The sequence below is a fragment of the Pelodictyon clathratiforme genome, from assembly GCF_982375515.1.
This window is the reverse complement of the sequence record NZ_OZ455102.1, coordinates 1,461,309-1,481,971: the sequence shown is the minus strand read 5'-3', so window position 1 is coordinate 1,481,971 and position 20,663 is coordinate 1,461,309. Positions and strand designations below refer to the sequence as shown.

Below are 20,663 nucleotides of genomic sequence, written 5' to 3'. Positions count from 1 at the left end.
AATTCCAGTGTGGAATTTAAAAGGGATGATATTCTGCCTGAGCAGTTGGCAAAGGAGATTGTTCCCTTCGCGAATGTACAGGGTGGCCGGATTTTTCTTGGCGTTGAGGATAATGGAGAGTTTACCGCAGCCGTTCATAACCCTGAAATTCCGGTTGCATCGGCATACAAATTTTCGTAACCCATTATCTGGTTTTTATTTGAGGTGGATTTTTAGTAAATAACACGGTGATGTATCGTGTTTCCATTCCCGAATCCTCTGTAAGGTAAAAAATCCTCTTTATGAATGTCTTCAAGACTCACGCAAGTATCATAGAGGATTATTCTTCCTACATCCACAGTTTCATCTCCATTGCTGACCCGGACATCAGCCAGGTTGTTGATCGTGCATTAAGTACGGGCAAGCTATGGCCAGAGCCACTTTTGCAGTTTAACCCTTCGTTTGAGATGTTCGGTGGGCTCGAAAAGCTTATTGAATCGAAAACGTTGCATGGGGCCATTGGCGACATTTTCAAAGGGTACAAACTCTATCGCCATCAGGTTGAGGCAATACGATTGGGCACCAGCGGCAAGGATTTTATCGTTACATCCGGCACCGGCTCGGGCAAGTCGTTGACCTATATCGGTTCTATTTTTCACCATCTTCTTTCGAACCCGGCAACAAAAGGGGTTACTGCGGTTGTCGTCTATCCCATGAATGCCCTCATTAACTCGCAGTTCGAAGAGTTCACCCGATACAAAAAGAATTATGAGGATGCCACCGGCAAAGAGTTTCCGATCATCTTTGGCCAGTATACAGGTCAGGAGGGTGAGGAGGCAAGGGAAAAAATGCGGAAGAACCCGCCGCATATTCTCTTGACCAACTACATGATGCTGGAGCTGTTGTTAACCCGCGTACGTGAACGCAACATTCGAGAGAGCATCTACCTGAATCTCCGGTTTCTGGTCTTCGATGAACTGCACACCTATCGAGGTCGGCAGGGTGCGGATGTTTCCATGTTGATTCGACGGATTCGATCCAATTGTGTCCAACAGATTGTGAGTATAGGTACCTCTGCCACCATGGTTTCTGATAGTGTTGGTGATATTGAGCATCAGAAAGCAGAGGTTGCCAACGTTGCCACCAAACTCTTTGGCTGCCAATTCACCACAGAGCAGGTTATCAACGAAAAGCTTGCCCGTTCACTTTCTCCCAACGGCACGATTCCTGCCAGCCATTTCCTTGCATCGGCCATTGAGTCAGCCATTAATCAGGACTCCGATATTGAGGCACTCAAAAAGAATCCGATTGCCATCTGGCTGGAGAACAAAATTGCACTTGAAGAGCGAGGAACTGATCTTGTTCGGGGAAAACCAAAGCGGCTGAGAGAGATAGCTTCAGAATTGGCAAACGATTCCGGAATGGCTGAAGAGAGGTGCCGTCTTTATCTGGTGGATCTACTCCTCTGGATCAGCGTCTCCAATGTTCGGCAGCAAGAGTCGGGAGAGCGCTACACCTTTCTGCCCTACAAGCTCCATCAGTTTATTTCGCAAACGGGTTCTGTCTATACAACCCTTGATCAGGATGAGAAGCGCGATATCTCTCTTGAGCCCGGGGTCTATAAAGTTGATGAGACCGACAAAAAACCAATATTTCCCAATGTCTTCAGTCGTGGAAGCGGCCATCCCTTCATCTGCGTCTCCCTTGCAGGTAACCGATTGGAGCCACGTGAATTTCGTGACATGACCGAAGATGAGGAGAGCAATGACGGTTACTTGATTATTGGCGAAGAGATCTGGAATCTCGATGAAGATATTGAAATGCTGCCCGAATCCTGGTTTCGCAGAACAAAGTCGGGTGTTACGCTCGACAGCAAAAAAAGGGGATACTTTCCCGTTAAACTCTGGTTTGACGAATTCGGAAACTGCTCCGACAAAGAAGAAAAAAAATGGTGGGGCTGGTTCATGAAGGCTCCGTTACTTTTTGATCCCACATCGGGCGGTTTTTTTGATACCAGAACCAATGAGGGCACCAAACTGACCAAGCTGGGCAGCGAAGGGCGCAGTACCTCCACTACCATCACCGCCTTCTCCATTCTCAATCGTCTCAGTGACGCTGGCTACGCGATAAAAGAGCAGAAGCTGCTCAGCTTTACCGATAATCGTCAGGATGCGGCCCTGCAGGCAGGACATTTCAATGACTTTGTGCAGGTCATTCGCCTTCGTGCAGGCATTCATAAGGCATTGCAGCAGGCACCAGTGGGCATGCTCACCTTTGCCACCCTTGGCGAGGCCGTTTTCAAGGCGCTTGGGCTACCGTTTCTTGAGTATGCCAACAGAAGCGAGGAGTCGATGTTGGCTCCAATCCGGCGAAAATATGAGCAGGCGCTTCAGGATTTCCTGCTCTATCGTTCCATGGCTGACCTCCGGCGGAGCTGGCGAGTAGTATTGCCCAACCTCGAACAATGCGCCCTGTTGACCATAGAGTACGAGGATCTGGATGAAATTATCGCTACCGATGCATTCTGGGCCGTATCGCCGCTTTTTGGATCGTTGAATCATACTGATCGTAAAGAGCTGGTGACCACCATACTCGATTTTTTCCGGCTTGAATATGCCATACACAGCGAAAACTTTCTTACCCAGTCACGCATACAGGAATCCGAGCGGCAGTTCCGCGAGTCGTTAAAACAGCCCTGGACTCTCGATCGTAATGAGAAGCTTCAGGAACCCTACTACATCCGCTATCAAAAGCTCAGCAAAACCGCCAAACTCTACACCAAAAGCATGGGGCCCGCCAGCTCTCTGGGGAAGTTCATCAGGGATTATGTCAAACGGCAAAACCTTGGGATCGACCTGAAAAAAGAGGGGTATAAAAACCTGATCATGCAGACGATGGAGATGCTGGAACAGGCCGACTATCTGAAATCATTTCCTGCCCGGAGCGAGCAGAATGAAGAGGTACTCATCTACCGTTTACGACTCGAAAAGGTTATCTGGAAAGCGGGGGAGGGGCTGACGGTCAAGGCAGACATTATCAAACGACGCACCTATAAAAAGCAGAGACCCGAGCCCAATCTCTTTTTCAAAACGCTCTATTGTCGTGATTTCTCAACCATGAAACGGCTGCGAAGTGAAGACCATACCGGACAGTTGAGTAATGAAGCACGGCTGGATCGTGAAGAGCGATTCCGGGCCGATTGGTACACCGATGAAGGCAAGCGGGTGGCTGACCAGCAAAAGATAAGAGCCGAATCAATCAGCGTGCTTTTCTGCTCCCCGACCATGGAACTTGGCGTTGATATCGGTTCACTCAATGTTGTCCACATGCGCAACGCTCCTCCAAACCCCTCCAACTATGCCCAGCGTTCAGGCAGAGCAGGCCGGAGTGGTCAGGGAGCACTTATCTTTACCTACTGCTCAAGTTATGCCCCCCATGATCGCCACTACTTTAACAATCAGCGCGAACTGGTTGCAGGTACGGTCATGGCGCCGCGTCTCGATCTGAATAATGAGGAGCTGCTGCGTGCCCATTTGCACGCTCTGGTAGCCTCAGAGGTTGGCATTCCCGGCCTTGATGAGGGTAACGGCTCAAGACCCTCAATCATGCATCTTGTGACCGATGACAATAACAAGATGCCTCTTGCCGAGAGCGTTCGGGCCGGGCTTCAGCTCTCTCCGGTACAGTTTGATCGGATAAAAGCCAATTTCAGAAGGGTAATCCGCGATTTTGAACCGGAACTGGAAGCAAAAGCCGCATGGTATTCCGATCAATGGATTGAGCAGAACCTTTCGAAGATTATTGAAACCCTCGATGAAGCACTCGATCGCTGGCGGCTCATCTACCGTTCGGCAAGGGCAATTCTGACCAGAGCTACCCAGAAGATCGAAAGCGGCACGCTGAGCCTTGGCAGCGAAGAGTATCGCAAATACAAACGCCATCAGGATCAGGCCACCCGTCAACTGGACCTGCTTCGCAATCATCTTTCCGGCAAGGCATCGGAACTCTCCGAGTTCTATCCCTGGCGTTATCTTGCTTCCGAAGGGTTCCTGCCCGGCTACAACTTTACACGACTTCCTCTTCGTGTCTTTTTACCCGACGGTGATTCTGCCGGGCTCTTTGTCTCCCGCCCCCGCTCTCTGGCCCTCCGGGAGTTCGGGCCCCAGAATATCATCTATCACAGCGGGCGGAAGTACCGGGTGTGCCAGTTGATTATGCAGGATACCGAATCCTCTCTTACCGAGGCAAAAATCAGCACCCGGTCAGGATATTTCCTCCCCATAGATCAGAAGGATCTTGAAATCTGTCCTTTTTCAGGGTTGAATCTTGGCGACAATGCCAACAAGCTGCACATTCATGATTTGCTGGAAATGTCGGAATCCCGCGCTGAAGAGGTGGATCGTATCTCCTGCGAAGAGGAGGAACGGCTCTCCAAAGGCTTTGATATCCGAACCTTCTTTACCGTTGACGGCGGCCAGGTTGAGCGGGTACGTAAGGCCATCGTCTCCAGCAGTGAAGGTAGCCTGCTGAATGTGCGGTACATCCCGGCAGCCCGGCTTGTCCATATCAACTTCAAATGGAAGGCTCAGGAGACGGAGGGGTTTCCCATCGGCATGGTCTCTGGCGACTGGCGCAGCTCTCTTCCTGATCAGGAGGCCCAGAGCAGTGAGCAATTCCGGCGAGTGAAATTGATGACCTCAAACCTTGCCGATGCCTTGTATATCGAGCCGATTCAACCGCTTGGATTAACTCCCGACGGGGTGATTACGCTCCAGCACGCCCTGAAGAGAGCCATCGAACTTATCTTTCAAGTGGAACCACGAGAGATCGGTGTGGTAACAGTCGGCGACCCGGAAGCCCCCAATATCCTGCTCTATGAAGCGGCGGAAGGGAGCCTTGGCATCCTCTCCCAGTTTGTCGAAAATGTTCACGCTTTCCATCAGGTGGTCAAGCAGGCCATAGAACTTTGCCGTTATGATGATCCTGAATACAAAGGACCAGCCTCATACAATGACTTGCTCAGTTATTACAACCAGCGTGACCACAAAGTCATTGACCGTCACCTCATCAAGGAGGCGCTTGAAAAGCTGATGCTCTGCACCATCGAGATTCAGACCAACAAAAGTTATAACAACTACGAAGAGCACTACCAGACGCTGCTCGGCGGGATCGATCCCAATTCGAGTACCGAGCGGAAGTTCCTTGATTTTCTCTATAAAAACGGCATTCGCCTGCCCGATGCCGCCCAGAAGAGGGTAGAGGGAATCTATGCGCAACCCGATTTCTATTATGAACCCCGCATCTGGGTCTTTTGCGATGGAACACCCCACGACAATACTGAGGTGCAGGAAAAAGATGAGGCACTACGCCAGGCCATCATTGCCAAGGGTGATGAGGTCTGGACATATTATTACAGGGACAATCTGGCCGAAAAGGTGGCCGGACGTCCTGATATTTTCAGGAAAGTAAAATGAGTATAACCTATCAACCAGGGAAACTGCTCTCCCTTCGAGGGCGCAATTGGATTGTCATGCCCTCCGATGACCCCGATCTTCTGGTCGTCAAGCCCCTTGGCGGCTCTGATGATGAGATTGCAGGCATTTATCTCCCTCTGGCCATTCCCCGTGATGAGCCACAGGAGACCGAGTTTGGCCAACCAACCGGCAGTGACCTCGGCGATATCAGTACCGCCCGACTGCTCTACGATTCAGCCCGTCTGGCATTTCGAAATGGCGCAGGCCCCTTTCGTGCACTGGCAAAGCTCTCTTTTCGTCCACGCTCCTACCAAATGGTTCCTTTGGTAATGGCGCTTCGGCAGGAGCTGATTCGCCTCTTGATTGCTGATGATGTTGGTGTGGGTAAAACCATCGAAGCGCTCCTCATTGCCAAAGAGATGCTGGAGCGCCGCAAAATCCAGCGCTTCGCGGTTGTCTGCCTCCCTCATCTCTGCGAACAGTGGCAGCAGGAGATTCGCGACAAACTCGATATTGAGGCCGTTATCATCCGCTCCAACACCCAGGCACGCCTTGACCGGCAGATTCAGGGCGATACCAGCGTCTATGATTACTATCCCTATCAGGTTATCAGTATTGACTTTATAAAATCTGACAATCGCCGGGATGTTTTTGTGCAGCAATGCCCGGAACTGGTTATTGTAGACGAAGCCCACACCTGCGCCCGCCCGGCCGGGGCCTCAAAAAGCCAGCAGCAGCGTTACCATCTGCTGAGTCGTCTGGCAGGCAAGCCAGAGCAGCAGCTCATTCTTCTCACGGCCACCCCGCACTCCGGCAAGCCGGAAGAGTTTCACTCCCTGCTCGGGTTACTCAAACCGGATTTTGAAGGGCTTGATTTGCCGACGGCATCACAGCCCCAGCGCAAGGAGCTTGCCCGTCATTTTGTGCAGCGCAAACGGGGTGACGTTGAAAAGTGGATGGGTGAGGAAACTCCCTTCCCCAAGCGTGAAGCCATTGAGTGGGCTTATGATCTCTCTCGGCAGTATGAACTGTTTTTTGAGCAGATCCTCGAATTCGCAAAAAAACTGATTGCCCCGGACGCTTCAAAAAAGGGCCCCCGACGGGTGCAGTACTGGACGGCGCTTGCCCTTTTGCGTGGAGTGATGTCGAGCCCGGCAGCCGGTATTGAAATGCTCAACACCCGGCTCTCCAACCTTGCCCACGTTGCCCTTGACGAAGGGATGGCCGAAAACAGTGAGAACCCTGTGCAGGATAGTGAGTTTGGCTATGAGGGCGATAACACCCCGACCTCACTGCTTGAGCAAACCGACTGGTCAAGCTACCAGCGGCAACAACTGCGAGGCTTTGCGGATCAACTGGCAGCTCTCTCTGACCTGAAGCACGACCAGAAATGCGGCACGGCGGAAGCCATTCTGGAAGATTGGCTCTCGGCGGGCTTCAACCCCGTTGTTTTTTGCCGCTACATCGCGACGGCCAACTACGTCGGGAGGTTGCTCGCTCCAGCTCTCCACAAAAAATATCCCAAGCTCGATATTCAGGTTATCACCAGCGAACTGCCTGACGAACTCCGCAAGCAGAAGATTGATGAGATGGGCAAGGCAAAGCAAAGGCTCCTGATTGCAACCGACTGCCTCAGCGAAGGCATCAACCTGCAGCAGCAGTTTACGGCGGTGCTGCACTACGATCTTCCCTGGAATCCCAACCGTCTCGAACAGCGCGAAGGGCGGGTAGACCGTTTCGGCCAGCCAGCGCCGGAAGTCAAAACCTGCCTGCTCTACGGCGCCGATAATCCCATTGACGGCATTGTGCTTGATGTTTTGCTGCGCAAGGTTCGCGAAATCAAACGCTCAACCGGAATCAACGTCCCCTTTCCGGAAGATTCCCAAAGCATTATCGACACCATCACTCAGGCGCTCCTGCTCAATCCCGACCGCAAAATCACTCCCCGGCGTGAAGGAAAGCAGCAGTTGACCTTCGACTTCAGCGATTTTGATGAGGCACTCTCAGCCAAGGTCACCATCTCCCGCAAAATAGAGGAGGCCGCCGAGCGCGAAAAAGCGACCCGTACCATCTTTGCCCAGAACGCCATCAAGGCCTCCGAAATAGAGTCCGACCTTCGGGAGGTGGATGAGGCCATTGGTGACCCCTTTGCCGTTGAACAGTTTGTGACCAGCACCCTCAATAACCTTTTTGGCGTACAGGTTATTGCTCAACAGAAAAAGGGATGCTATCGCCTCATTACCGCCAACCTTCCTGACCAGTTGCGCGGCATCCTGCCCGTTGGCGATATCGTCCAGATCAGCTTTCTCTCACCAACGCCTGAAGGCTATCACTACCTTGGGCGCAACAATCGCTTTGTGGAACAGCTCTGCCAGCTCCTCATGGCCAACACCGTCAACCGTTCCGGCAAACGGGCCGCCCGTTCCGCCGTCATTCGCACCCGGCAGGTGGCCATCAAAACAACCATTCTCCTCTTCCGCTGCCGCAACGTTATCGAAGATCGGAGAGGGAGCCAGCAGATTGTGGCCGAAGAGATGATTCTCTGGGGATGGAAAGGAACTCCGCAGGAGAAGGAGTTCCTCGATCAGGCAGAGGCAAAAGCGCTTCTCGCCTCAGTTCGTGCCAGCTCCGATATGTCGCTCCCCGCCAGAACAGGGTTTCTGGAGAATGAATTGAAACTGCTCAAATCGTTTGAACCTGAATTTGACCGCGTGGCTGAACAACAATCAAAAAAACTGGTCGAAGCCCATGAACGGTTCAGTTCCCTGATGGACGGCAAGCGTTTCCAGGTGGTGCACCCGGTACTGCCGATGGATCTGCTCGGTGTATATATTCTCCTGCCGGAAGGCGAAGCTGCGGGAGGTGCCGTATGATATACCCATCCATCCGCATTGAGGGGGCGATACTCTCACCCGATATTCTTGAAAAGCTTGAGGATATTGCAGGCCAGCGCCCGGTCGATTTTGGTCTGGAGCCATCGGTCAAAGTCAAGGAGGAAATTGCAAGAGCGTGGGCCGATGCCCAGGACTACTGGCGACTCTTCAATCGCAAGCTTGAGACACTGAAAAAGGAGTCGCCAGCCACCACCGAAACCCGAAACCTCTGGGTGGTGCCGCTGCTCGGGCTCCTTGGCTACCAACTGGAATTTGAGGCCAAGAGCATCGAACTCAACGCAAAGCTCTACCCGATCTCCCACCGCATCACCAACCGGGGCGGAGCCGCCATTCACATTACCGGCAGCAACGAGCCCGCCGGTCTCGACCGAAAGCCCGAAAAAGCTGCCCTGCGAATGTCGGCCCACGCCATGCTGCAGGAGTACCTGAACCTCACCGAGCAACTCTACGGCATCGTCACCAATGGCCGGGTGCTACGCCTCCTGCGCGACAGCTCCCGCCTGGTCAAGCTCACCTATCTGGAGTTTGACCTCGACCGCATCTTTACCGACGGTCTCTTTGCCGACTTTGCCGTGCTCTACCGGCTGCTGCATGTGACGCGCTTGCCGCAGACCATTGAGACCTCAGCAACCTCGCTGCTTGAAGGCTATCATCAGGAGACAATCGAACAGGGATCACGCATCCGTGACGGGTTGCGTCTTGCCGTTAAAGAGGCTCTTAAGACTTTGGGTACGGGCTTTCTTGAGCATCCTGAAAATCATGAATTGCGCCAACAGGTCGCTTCAGGAGAGCTGCGTCCAGATGTCTATTTTAACCAATTGCTCAGGCTGATTTACCGTCTGCTGTTTTTGATGGTGATTGAAGAGCGCGGGATGGTATTTCCGAAAGGTACAGCGACTAAAAAAAGCACCATCTATGTTCAGCACTACAGCATAGAGCGCCTGCGACGCCAGGCCAGGAATCGCAGTTTGCAGGTCACGTGCTACAGCGACGGCTGGCTGCAACTGCTTTCAACCTTTCACCTCTTTGAAGATAGAGACGGTGCTGCAGCTCTGGGCACCACTCTTCTTGGCGGCCAACTCTTCAGCCCGGCGAACCTCGGGTTGCTTCCTCACTGCACGCTAAGCAATAAAGCCCTTTATTCCACTCTGGAACAACTCTGTTTCTTTACTCTCCCTGAAAATGGCCAGCGCATGCCAGTTAACTTTGGGGGATTGGCCACCGAAGAGTTTGGCTCGGTCTATGAAAGCCTGCTGGAATTGCATCCCTTCACTGATTTGCTGCCAACACCACTTTTTGATTTTCGTCACGCTGCAGGCAATGAACGCAAGACAACCGGCAGTTACTACACTCATGCGGCATTGGTGGAGTCTTTGCTGCAGAGCGCCCTTGATCCGCATATTGACGAAGCAGAAAAAAGTACCACTCCGGAAAAGTCGATACTCGCTTTAAAAGTATGCGATCCCGCTTGCGGCAGTGGTCACTTTCTGATTGCTGCAGCACAACGGATAGCCCGCCGACTTGCCCGGTTGCGGGCGGGGGACGAAGAGCCATCGCCCGAACTGCTTCATCACACCCTGAGGGAAGTGATTGGACATTGCATTTTTGGAGTGGACATCAACCCGATGGCGGCAGAGCTTTGCCGGGTTGGCCTCTGGCTGGAAGCCATGGAGCCCGGAAAACCGCTCTCCTTTTTGGAGCACCATATCAGGGTTGGCAACAGTTTGATGGGTACCACGCCTGAACTGATAGCAGCGGGTTTACCCAACGAGGCGTTTAAACCGATAGAGGGTGACAATAAAAAGGCTTGTGCCGTTCTGAAAAAATGGAATCGTGGTTCCAGAGAGGGTCTTGGGCCGCTCTTTGCCCAGCAAGATGAGCAGCAACAACAGCACCTGCAGGCCACTGCCTTGGCCATCGAAGAGATGCCTGATGATGATCTTCAGAGCATTCTTGACAAGAAAATAGCCCGTTTTCATCTGGAAAATGAAGAGGAGTACCGCATTAAAAAAATGGTTGCAGATGCATGGTGTGCAGCATTCGTTATTGAAAAATCTTTCAGTGAACCTGGAATAGAGCGAACGGCTTTTGGTATCACGCAGTCACTCCTGCTCCATATTCTCGATCAAAATCTTACTCGGGAGCATCAGAATATTGTTGATGAGGTCAAAAAGCTGGCAGAAAGCTATCAGTTTTTTCACTGGCACCTTGCCTATCCTGAAGTCTATGCCCGTGGAGGGTTTGACGTCATTCTTGGTAATCCACCATGGGAAAGGGTCAAACTCCAGGAAAAAGAGTGGTTTGCTGAGCGATGCGAAGCAATCGCCATGGCTTCGAATGCATCAGCCAGAAAAAGGTTGATCAGGGAGCTGAATGCCACCAACCCGGCGCTGCAGGATGAATTTCTTGCCTCATTGCGCAAAGCTGAGGGCGAAAGTCACTTTCTCCGCAACAGTGGCCGATTTCCGCTCTGCGGCAGGGGTGATATCAATCTTTATACTGTTTTTGCCGAACTGATGCGCTCGCAACTCAATCAACAGGGAAGAATGGGGGCCGTGCTTCCCAGCGGGATTGCTTCAGACGATACAACAAAGTTTTTCTTTCAGGATCTGATTGAAAAACAGTCCCTGGTCAGTCTGTTTGATTTTGAAAACAGGAAAAAAATATTTCCTGCTGTTGATAGCAGAATGAAATTCTGCCTCTTCACAGCAGGTGGAGGAGAAACACCAACAGCCAGAGAAGCAGTCTTTGTCTTTTTTGCCCATGATGTTGATGACCTGAAAAATCCTGACCGTCAGATAACCCTGAGCCCGGCGGACATCCTCCTCCTGAACCCGAATACCAGAACCTGCCCGATTTTCCGGTCACGTGCCGATGCAGAACTGACCAAGGCGATTTATCGCCGGGTTCCTGTGCTCATCAAGGAAGGTTCACCAGAACAGAATCCGTGGGGAATACGATTTAGCAGGATGTTTGACATGTCGAACGACTCGCACCTTTTCCGAACGCGGGAGCAACTGGTGGGTGATGGATGGCACTTGAAGGGGAATATTTTTCACCGGGATGGAGAGGTGTATCTACCGCTTTACGAAGCCAAAATGATTCATCATTTCGACGATCGTTGGGCAACCTATGACCATAATGATGATACCCATGATGTCACTCTTGCAGAAAAACAGCAATCTGATTTTTTCGTCATGCCAAGGTACTGGGTTCCGGAACAGGATGTGTTGTCACGGCTGGAGGAGAGGTGGGATAAGCAATGGTTAATGGGATTCAGGGATATTACCAACACTACGAATGAGCGTACAGCGATATTCTCGGTTATGCCACCAAATGGTGTTGGCCATACCTGCCCAATTGTGCTCTCTGACCGTCAAACCAGAGAGATCGGAATGCTGCTTTTGAATCTGTCGACTTTCGCACTTGATTTTTCAGCAAGGCAAAAAATTGGCGGTACACATCTGACCTATGGTTATCTGAATCAACTTCCTCTTCTTGATCCTGACGCCTATTCTCGCCCTGTACTGTGGGATAAACTACAGCCTGAAATGGGTAACTGGCTTCTCCCTCGACTCCTTGAACTTACCTGCACCGCATGGGATCTTGAATACTTCGCGCAAGATTGTGGCTGGAGCGGCCTTCCGTTCCGCTGGAATGAAGATCGCCGATTCTTGCTTTGCTGTGAACTTGATGCAGCATTTTTCAATCTTTACCTTACGGCTGATAAACATGGCGAATGGATACGTGCCGAAAAATCAGCAGGAGCCGTGCAGGATGAATCATCCAAAGAACTGATCGAGCTGAAACGATACTTTCCGACTCCACGCCAAGCAGTCGAACACGTTATGGACTCCTTCCCCATTGTCAAGCGAAAGGATGAAGCCGAACACGGCTCCTACCGGACAAAAGAGGTGATCCTTGAGATCTACGACGCCATGGCCGAGGCGATTCGCACCGGAATTCCATATCAAACAAAACTCAATCCACCACCAGCAGACCCATCCTGCTGCCATCCACCAAAACCGGAGGCGTTGATATGAGTGAAAATTTATCATCACAAACGAGGCCAGATAATTGAGACATAGCTTGCATAGAAAATCAGCCTTGACAACAAAGTAACGAGTAATACAAAGCCTGATAAAGCCATGTAACGGGTAAAACACGTAGCGAAGAGAACCACGCTGAATGTAGCACACAATTCACCCCTGCGCCATTTCTATTAAAAAAAAGAAATTCTGCAAGAATATGAAGCGAAAATTTTCAGTTTTTATGGCATCACCAAGTGATCTCGCTAACGAGCGCCGTTTTTTTAAAGATGCAATTAAGCAAATCAATACAGGTTTTGGTGAAGGCGCAAATGTTGAATTTGAGCCCTTATGCTGGGAAGATACGCTCGCCTCAACGGGTCGTCGAAGTCAGGGAGTGATCAATAAAGAAATTGATAAATGTGATGTGTTTATTCTGGCAATGTACAGACGATGGGGTCAGGATGCGCCCGACGCAGCGCCATACACATCATATACTGAAGAAGAGTATCACAGAGCTTTGAGTCGATGGCAAACTGAGGGTTCCCCTGAAATCTTTGTCTTCTTTAAACGAGTTGATGCAGCAGTTGAGGGTGATCCAGGAGTTCAACTAAAGAAGGTAATTGATTTCAGAAAAAGTTTAGAGAATACCAGAAAAATACTTTACCACTATTTCGACGATGAGGCGGGTTTTATCCTCGAAGTGGATCGCCACCTTCGAGCCTACGCTAAAGGAGAACTACCTAAAGCCGACCAGCAACGAGATATAGTCCTTCTTCCGTTGGCAGTCGTCGAAGAGGTGAATAAGGCGAAAACCTATGCAGAACAAAAGGCGCTGGAAGCAGAGCTGGCCCATGAAGATGCGGAAAAAACGCACCTAAGATTGGAACTGATTCAGTTACAAACAGCGAAAGATGCCGCTGAATTATCAAAAGAGGGAAAGATTGAATATGCGCGGCAAAAATTCTCTGAACTTATAACAGAAACAGAAGATATCAGAATTTTATCTCTCGGATATGAATTTTTCTATCGTACGGGTGATTTTGTTTCGGCCTTTCAGGTTTTGAACAAGTGGTTAAATATTAGCGGTCCTGAACAAACAAACACCGAAACAGCAAGTGCATACGGCAACCTCGGAATCCTTTTTCAGACAAGAGGAGAGCTTGACCGCGCTGAGGAGATGTACCTGAAAGCATTGACCATCAATGAGGCCCTTGACCGCAAAGAGGGTATGGCAAGTGACTATGGTAACCTCGGCAACCTCTTTCAGACAAGAGGAGAGCTTGACCGCGCTGAGGAGATGTACCTGAAAGCATTGACCATCAATGAGTCCCTTGACCACAAAGAAGGTATGGCAAGTGACTACGGTAACCTCGGAAACCTTTACAAGACAAAAGGAGAGCTTGACTGCGCTGAGGAGATATACCTGAAAGCATTGGCCATCAATAAGGCCCTTGACAGCAAAGAGGGTATGGCAAGTGACTACGGCAACCTCGGAATCCTTTTTCAGACAAGAGGAGAGCTTGACCGCGCTGAGGAGATGTACTTGAAAGCATTGACCATCAATGAGGCCCTTGACCGCAAAGAGGGTATGGCAAGTGACTATGGTAACCTCGGTAACCTCTTTCAGACAAGAGGAGAGCTTGACCGCGCTGAGGAGATGTACCTGAAAGCATTGACCATCAATGAGGCCCTTGGCCGCAAAGAGGGTATTGCAAATGAGTACGGCATCTATAAAACAAGAGAAGAGCGTGACCTCGCTGAGTCGATTTTGCTATTTTCTTCCGCAAGTCTAACGACTCGAGAAGTGGTAAGAGTACTTAACAAGTTTAGCTACATCTCTACCCGTTTATCTTTAGATTCGAAAAAAAAAGCTCTTGCAACCGCTTTTGTTGATCTTCAGGGATATGGTATCGAAAAGTTTTCACGAATATTTTTCGAGTCTGGAAGTACTATTACATGTTTAGCGCAAAATCTTGCAAGAATACTCCAGAGACGCGGTAACAATTTACAAGGTTCAAAACCAATCGATATATTAACGAACAACAAACACGCCTATCTATATCTTTGGCTCTGTTCGGGAGTAATGTGTTATCCAGTTCCCGAAGGTCCACCGGACCATATCCAAGAAGGGATGTATGGCCCTATAGCTAACATATATAGTAGACCCCCTTATTATGATCGCCCGCCTCTTGAAATTTATGATACAAACGGCGATAGGTTGATAAAAGAATTAGAAAAAGAAGTATTTCCCGATTTGAGTACGGGAAAAATATCGCTTTTTCTTACTACTGCATCTGGGCTTCAATTAACGGGTGACATCGCAATTAATGATTTTATTGATCCTATGGGATATCCACAGGCTACTCCAGATTTTATAAACGAAAAAGTCAGAAAATGTAGAGGTTTTTATGTGCGTAGCTATCAGGATATGCTATTTAAGAGATGTTACTACCGTACTCATATGCCAACGATTGTCTTTCTTTATGATGAAAATATTGACTGTTCATTCAACGTAGGTAAATATCACTTTCTATTCGATGAAGGTTTGACTTGGAATGATATTGCTGCAAATTACCCCCTAAGTATTTGGATTGCTTGTGAGCAGGAAACTCATCAAAATATCCTTAAGAAATGCATAGATCATTTTGTTAATGGTGATTGGTATTTTGTAATCTATGGAAAATATAATTTATTTCCAATATTAATCGGTCATAATAAAAAATTTAGAGATATGTGTAAAAGCATCGATGTAAGTGTCATAGAATAACAGTTCGAAGTTTAATTATATTATCTTTTATTCATATTTATTAAAATATTGTCTCTCACAAATTCTACGCATCTCGCAGCACACAATGAATAAGATGGAAATAGAGGATAGATTCATGACTACAGAGACGCCAGTTCAAGGAATAGTAGTGGTGCATGGGATAGGAAAACATCAGCCACTTGCAAGTGTCCAGCGTGTGATTACTCAGTTTGCGAGGGTTAACGGACATGATATTGTGGTTCCGCTTGGAGATATCGCAAGTCAATTATATCCACATGGCATTTCTAATAGTGAATTTGGTCCTGATAGTGTAGGATGGGCTCGCTTTGATTATCTTCCTGGCTACGCTTTCTCTGAGATCCATTGGGCAGATATCGCTGAGACGCACGCTGCGTCAGTAGTACCTCCACTGACAGAATGGGCGAGAAGCATCCCTATGCAGATATCATACATTGATTTAACAAAATACAATGGAAAGGGCCTATCAAAAACCCAGCTTCTTTACACTACAGGAATTGTCGATGACACGATACTGAGTCTTCAATTAATGCGTTTAATTCTTGGTAGTTATCGTATTGAGACGGACGAGCTAATTGAATTTATTCGGTACTTCATTGGGTCATTGCTCGTCTTTTCGGAGTTTTCTGACTTACGAGAAAAAATAATGCATCGTTTTAATACAGCAATGGAATCACTTTCTTTAAAAGCAGCCTCGGTAAATGTAGATCAAATTCATCTATCTTCTCACAGTCTTGGTTCCGTGATTGCTCTGCTTGGCATAGTTAAGGCTGACAAAATTGGATCTGAAAAACCACCCTGGCTTCTAAAATTAGGAAGTTTTTGCACTATGGGATCTCCAATTGATTTATTTCTTCCAATTTGGAAATCAGTTTGGGAAGAGTACTCAGGTACACTGGAGCAACGCCCAGTGGTGGCAGACGAACATAGGCCACGAATTCACTGGATTAATTTCGTAGACAATGGCGATCCAATTGCATCTACACTTAACATTGCTCGCGATTTAGTTAATGACAAGGCTCCTGGTCTTTTCTTATCCAGTGCTCCACAAGAAATAACATTCAATACTAATTCATGGCCGGGAGGTGCTCACTTGGCCTATTGGAAAAATACTCATCTTTTCGATGTGTGGACAGGGCGTATTAAGGCGCTCAGCAAAGTAGATCCATTTATAGACGATAAATCAACCATGTCAGATGGGATATCACATCTGAAAAGTTCGGAGCTTAGTTTGTCTTGGCACCCTTGGGTATTTCTCTTGCCTGTGCTATTCTCTATCACGACCGGTTGGCAAATTATTTTTTGGTATGAGGCGGGATTCGGGCGAACACCCTTATCCCGTGTTGGAACTTTTAGTTTAGGTATGTTTGTCGGGCTGCAGATCTTTCTTGAAGTTGTAGTTGGCTCGACGCTTGTTGCATCTCGTCGGCCGTTTCGCATTGTTGAAGTTTTTTTAGCTTTCTTTACGATTATAGCGACAGTTCTTTTCCCATTGCTATACTCCGGGGGTGAGTATAACAATTATTTCAATAACCATATTAATTATTGGTACTCCTTTCTGATAGGGGTGGCTATTTTGCAACTCGGGTTCGGTTTTGTGAATCAGAAACGTTCGCGAAAATTTGTTATTGTGCTACTTAGTGTATGCTGTCTTATTGGTTCGCTAATTCCATGGCACACAGACAAACTTCAGGATATCGCAAATGATGTATTACGACTCGCATTTATTTTTGCTACTTGGTGGCTAGCATCGCTATGCTGGAGGTTCTACGTAGTTTGGTCTGACTATGTTTCGGGACGTAGACATATTGATTGGCTTCGAAAGCGTTGGTCTTGCGATCTCAAAGTGAATAAAAGATAATATTTGGTCGGCGCATCAATGTTTGAATTGTGTTGCATCAGAACTGCTTTGTTTAACGGATTGCTTTGCATTTACCCGACTCACTGATCATGATATCAGAGAAATCGTGATCAATCCTACGCAATTCTGTTCACATTCACCGGTTGTTGCTTTAGATCCGCTTCAGAATGTTTTGCAGTTTCGTTTGTGTGATTCCAAATTGATTGATTTTCGCTGTCTTATAAAACGATCGTTTGAATGTTTTATCTGGCTATCAAAATAACGGAAAACCGCTATTTGCGCCTGTCACAGTAAAATATGAGATGCTCGCCAACATGAACAGTCAAAGACCTGAAGCTCAGTATGCCACGATAGCGCATGAACTTGCCCACCTCTATTGCGGTCATCTTGGAACTCCGGATATTAAACTATGGCCGGATCGACAGCGTCTCAATCATGCAACAGAAGAGTTTGAAGCAGAATCAGTTTCATTCATGCTTTGCCAGCGTCAGGGTATTTAATCACCATCACCGGAATACCTGTCACAGTTTGTTAAAGATCATGCAGACATACCCACCATCAGCATGGAATCTGTGATGAAAGCTGCTGGGCTTATTGAAAGCATGAGTAGCCAGCGATTGAAATTGAGAAAAGAGAAAAGATAGAGTATGAACTTAAAATTAATTCGATTTTATTTATACAGGGCAATACCATGAGCGAGATTTACAATATCTACTGTGATGAATCCTGTCATCTGGAGAATGATCGACAGAAGGCAATGGTGCTTGGAGCAGTCTGGTGTCCGCTGGATAAGAGTCGGGAGATCGCTGTGCGCTTGCGTGAGATCAAGCAGAAACATGGTTGTTCATCGCTTTTTGAAGTGAAATGGACTAAAGTATCGCCTGCCAAGACTCGATTTTATCTGGATCTTGTCGATTATTTTTTCGATGATGACGACTTGCATTTTCGGGCCTTGATAGTCCCTGACAAGTCGCTTATCCGCCATGATGCTTTTCTTGGCCAGGATCATGATGATTGGTATTACAAGATGTACTTTGATATGCTGAAAGTCATTTTTAAACCTGAAGCCCGCTATCGCATCTATCTCGATATCAAGGATACGCGTGGTGCACAAAAAGTAGCTCAACTGCATGAAGTGTTGTGTAACGACCGATATGACTTCTCACGGCAGGTAATTGAGCGGTTGCAACTTGTACACTCTCATGAGCTCGAGCAATTACAGTTGGCCGATCTGCTTATTGGTGCCGTCGGCTACCTGAACAGAAACCTTCATGGCAATGAGGGGAAAATTGCGCTCATTGAACGAATGAAACATCGTTCAGGCTACGACCTGACACGAACGACCCTGTTGCGTGAAGAAAAGATGAATATTTTCCGCTGGCATGCGACGGAGGTACAGGGATGAGTGACTTTCCAGTCTGGTTGCCATCGTTGGTACTTTTTTCTGATTATGAAACTGATACGGCCATAAAGGTTTGGCGAAATCAGCGCGGACGCGAGGAAAGAATTTAAGCAAAGGAAATTACAGAAGGAATATGAAGAATATCAGCGGAAAAAGAGCTGAAAATGCTGAAGCCGCCCCGAAGGACGGCCTCGTTACTCCTTCCACACATGGTAGATGAGCTGCCTTAATATCGTTCATTACAGGCAAAAAGTCAAGGGGGAACGATCAGGAAAGAAAAATAAAGCTATGGTTTCTCACTCTATCCAACATTAAAACAGAGTTTCATTCTATCGAAGAGCGCTTTGAGGTGCTGAATCCAGCAATCCTGAAAGACAAGGCGCTTCATGATAGTGCTGAAATCATCAGGCCTGGATTTTCAACGCTTCAGTTTGTACAAAATTATCAGGAGCAGAACTTCGAAGCCAGCGAAAGCGAATAATCTTCCCGGCGGTTGTCCTATGAAGGGCAAAGAGCAGCGAACGCCAGAGCCTGGCGTGAATCTCAGCTCGTTTTATGATACATCCGATTTATTGAAAACAGCTTCCAGAGTCGGAGCTGTGACAAAAGCTTTACCCCAAGCTTCCAGCTCCTTTGCTTTGGCGCACTGTAACCGCTCTGAAGCCCATTCGGGTAACAGGCCAAAGCGGCACTCAAGCTGACTTTTCAGTAAGGTGTATTGCCCCCTGATCATGCCAATTCGTTCTACACTTGTAATGTATTCCATGTTTTCATTCTCCTCAATGGTTTCAAGTTCTTGCCAGACTCGGCTGTTCAACCATTCGGGCAGTTGCATCAACCAGTCTAAAATATAAAATAAATCTCTACGGGTCATATTCCCCGCCGCTTGCGGCGTGATATGATGTATATTAGTTGGCATGAGCGAATATATTCACAAGAGCCACAATGTCACCGTTCTGATGTATCACATAGTGCTACCAGCAAAGTATAGACGCGTGATTTTTGATAATGAGGTGGATGAAGTCCTAAAAGACGTGTGCTTGGACATAGAAAATCGTTATCAGATCAAGTTCCTGGAAATTGGTACAGATAAAGATCATGTGCATTTTTTGGTGCAATCAGTGCCAACGTATAGTGTCACGAAAATCGTGACGATGATAAAGAGTATTTCTGCTCGAGAAGTGTTCAGGCGATGTCCCAAAGTAAAAAAACTGTTGTGGGGTGGTGAGATGTGGACGGATGGGTATTATGCCGGAACGGTTGGAAAGCATGGAAATGAAGACATGATAGGCAAGTATGTCAAAGGGCAGGGCGGTACGTATCAGAAACGCTACAGTGATTATCAGTTGTCACTGTTCTAAAAGAGGAAATCTTCAATACCCCGCTGCTTGCGGCGGGGATTCTTTATTCAATGATACGTTGTTTATCCCATTGATGCTGATAGAGGATTCGCAATAAACGGATTTTTGCTGCGTAGCGTTCCTGATCCTGCTTTTTGGTTTTTTTGGTCAGGATATGAGCTGCCGTAATCCATCCAAAAACATTATCTGATTCCAGCAGCTCATCAAGTCGCTCTTCGTAATCGGTCAGCTTGGCCATCAGAAAATTGAAGGTATGACTACACCCCAGCACTGTCAAGCTGTAAGAGGTGGGTTTCCACTGTTTGTGTGTATCCGCCAGTACTGCCAGGCTGGCAACAGGTCGCCTGTATCGGTCAAAAATACGATAATTGTAAACAAACATCCGTTCGGCAAACTCAGCTTGCTTTTTACCCTGTACTTCAATGTGAATATATATCCACTTCTCGTCACCATTCAACACATTCACCCTGACCAGCTTGTCAACAAAACGCTTCCCCAACTTGGCATCCTGAACTATGGCCCGCAGCTCCTGATCCAGAAAAACATGCTCCTTTGCCCAATCTATTTCAGCATGAACCAGTGGGAAGTAGAATTCCATAAACTCTTGAAGGTAGTTCTCAACGGCCCTTTTCCACGGGCTGTCATACTGGTCGTTTGGCGTATCCATAGGTTGTGTTCCAGTAACATTCATTGCGCAGAGAGTGTATACGCAGCGATGCGTAATAATTAATATAAAACACTGCAATAATATCAACAATCTCCCTTGATACAAAATAATTCATATATTTTACGTTCCAATGTTTATTGTCAGGATGCAGTTCGGAGTTATGCAGAACGGTCTGGATACCGTCACCACCTGTTCTATAGTCGTTCCAG

At 48.0% G+C, this 20,663-nt stretch carries 12 protein-coding genes; 10 read left to right on the top strand and 2 right to left on the bottom strand.

Annotated features, from left to right (window positions below; translation table 11 throughout):
- Positions 1-9 precede the first annotated feature (9 nt).
- The 9 genes from AC56AD_RS07195 (at position 10) to AC56AD_RS07155 (ending at position 18,907) form a co-directional block, all read left to right on the top strand.
- On the top strand, positions 10-180 hold the full coding sequence (locus tag AC56AD_RS07195) for an AlbA family DNA-binding domain-containing protein (RefSeq protein WP_223294006.1): 171 nt from the start codon (positions 10-12) through the stop codon (positions 178-180).
- Between the two features lie 101 nt (positions 181-281).
- Positions 282-5,453, top strand: a complete 5,172-nt coding sequence (locus AC56AD_RS07190; protein WP_012508170.1) for a DEAD/DEAH box helicase — start codon at positions 282-284, stop codon at positions 5,451-5,453.
- A complete protein-coding gene (locus AC56AD_RS07185) occupies positions 5,450-8,326 on the top strand; it encodes a DUF8741 domain-containing protein (RefSeq protein ID WP_012508169.1) in 2,877 nt (958 codons plus the stop codon). Before AC56AD_RS07190 ends, AC56AD_RS07185 begins: the two co-directional genes overlap by 4 nt.
- The gene (locus AC56AD_RS07180) at positions 8,323-12,390 is read left to right on the top strand and encodes an Eco57I restriction-modification methylase domain-containing protein (RefSeq protein WP_012508168.1); all 4,068 of its coding nucleotides are present in this window, start codon (positions 8,323-8,325) and stop codon (positions 12,388-12,390) included. The genes AC56AD_RS07185 and AC56AD_RS07180 overlap by 4 nt, the downstream gene beginning before the upstream one ends.
- 205 nt (positions 12,391-12,595) lie before the next feature.
- Positions 12,596-15,145: a tetratricopeptide repeat protein gene (locus AC56AD_RS07175; RefSeq protein ID WP_481859531.1), complete on the top strand. Its 2,550-nt coding sequence runs from the start codon at positions 12,596-12,598 to the stop codon at positions 15,143-15,145.
- Between the two features lie 115 nt (positions 15,146-15,260).
- Positions 15,261-17,024: a hypothetical protein gene (locus AC56AD_RS07170; RefSeq protein WP_273278220.1), complete on the top strand. Its 1,764-nt coding sequence runs from the start codon at positions 15,261-15,263 to the stop codon at positions 17,022-17,024.
- 314 nt (positions 17,025-17,338) lie between these two features.
- Complete coding sequence (locus AC56AD_RS07165; protein WP_190274037.1) at positions 17,339-17,524, top strand: ImmA/IrrE family metallo-endopeptidase; 186 nt, start codon at positions 17,339-17,341, stop codon at positions 17,522-17,524.
- 191 nt (positions 17,525-17,715) lie between these two features.
- A complete protein-coding gene (locus AC56AD_RS07160; protein WP_012508165.1) occupies positions 17,716-18,429 on the top strand; it encodes a DUF3800 domain-containing protein in 714 nt (237 codons plus the stop codon).
- Positions 18,430-18,775: 346 nt separating this feature from the next.
- Positions 18,776-18,907: a hypothetical protein gene (locus AC56AD_RS07155; RefSeq protein WP_263053232.1), complete on the top strand. Its 132-nt coding sequence runs from the start codon at positions 18,776-18,778 to the stop codon at positions 18,905-18,907.
- A gap of 72 nt (positions 18,908-18,979) precedes the next feature.
- On the opposite strand, the gene AC56AD_RS07150 is transcribed toward AC56AD_RS07155, so the two are convergent.
- The gene (locus AC56AD_RS07150; protein ID WP_498984418.1) at positions 18,980-19,261 is read right to left on the bottom strand and encodes a hypothetical protein; all 282 of its coding nucleotides are present in this window, start codon (positions 19,259-19,261) and stop codon (positions 18,980-18,982) included.
- A gap of 82 nt (positions 19,262-19,343) precedes the next feature.
- Here AC56AD_RS07150 and tnpA point away from each other — a divergent pair, with 82 nt between their 5' ends.
- Positions 19,344-19,787 (top strand): IS200/IS605 family transposase, encoded by a 444-nt coding sequence (tnpA, locus tag AC56AD_RS07145; RefSeq protein ID WP_012508047.1) that lies wholly within the window; start codon positions 19,344-19,346, stop codon positions 19,785-19,787.
- Between the two features lie 43 nt (positions 19,788-19,830).
- Here tnpA and AC56AD_RS07140 read toward each other — a convergent pair whose 3' ends face one another.
- Positions 19,831-20,454 carry an RpnC/YadD family protein gene (locus AC56AD_RS07140; RefSeq protein WP_083765312.1) on the bottom strand — a complete coding sequence of 208 codons (624 nt, stop codon included), beginning with the start codon at positions 20,452-20,454 and terminating at the stop codon, positions 19,831-19,833.
- Positions 20,455-20,663 lie beyond the last annotated feature (209 nt).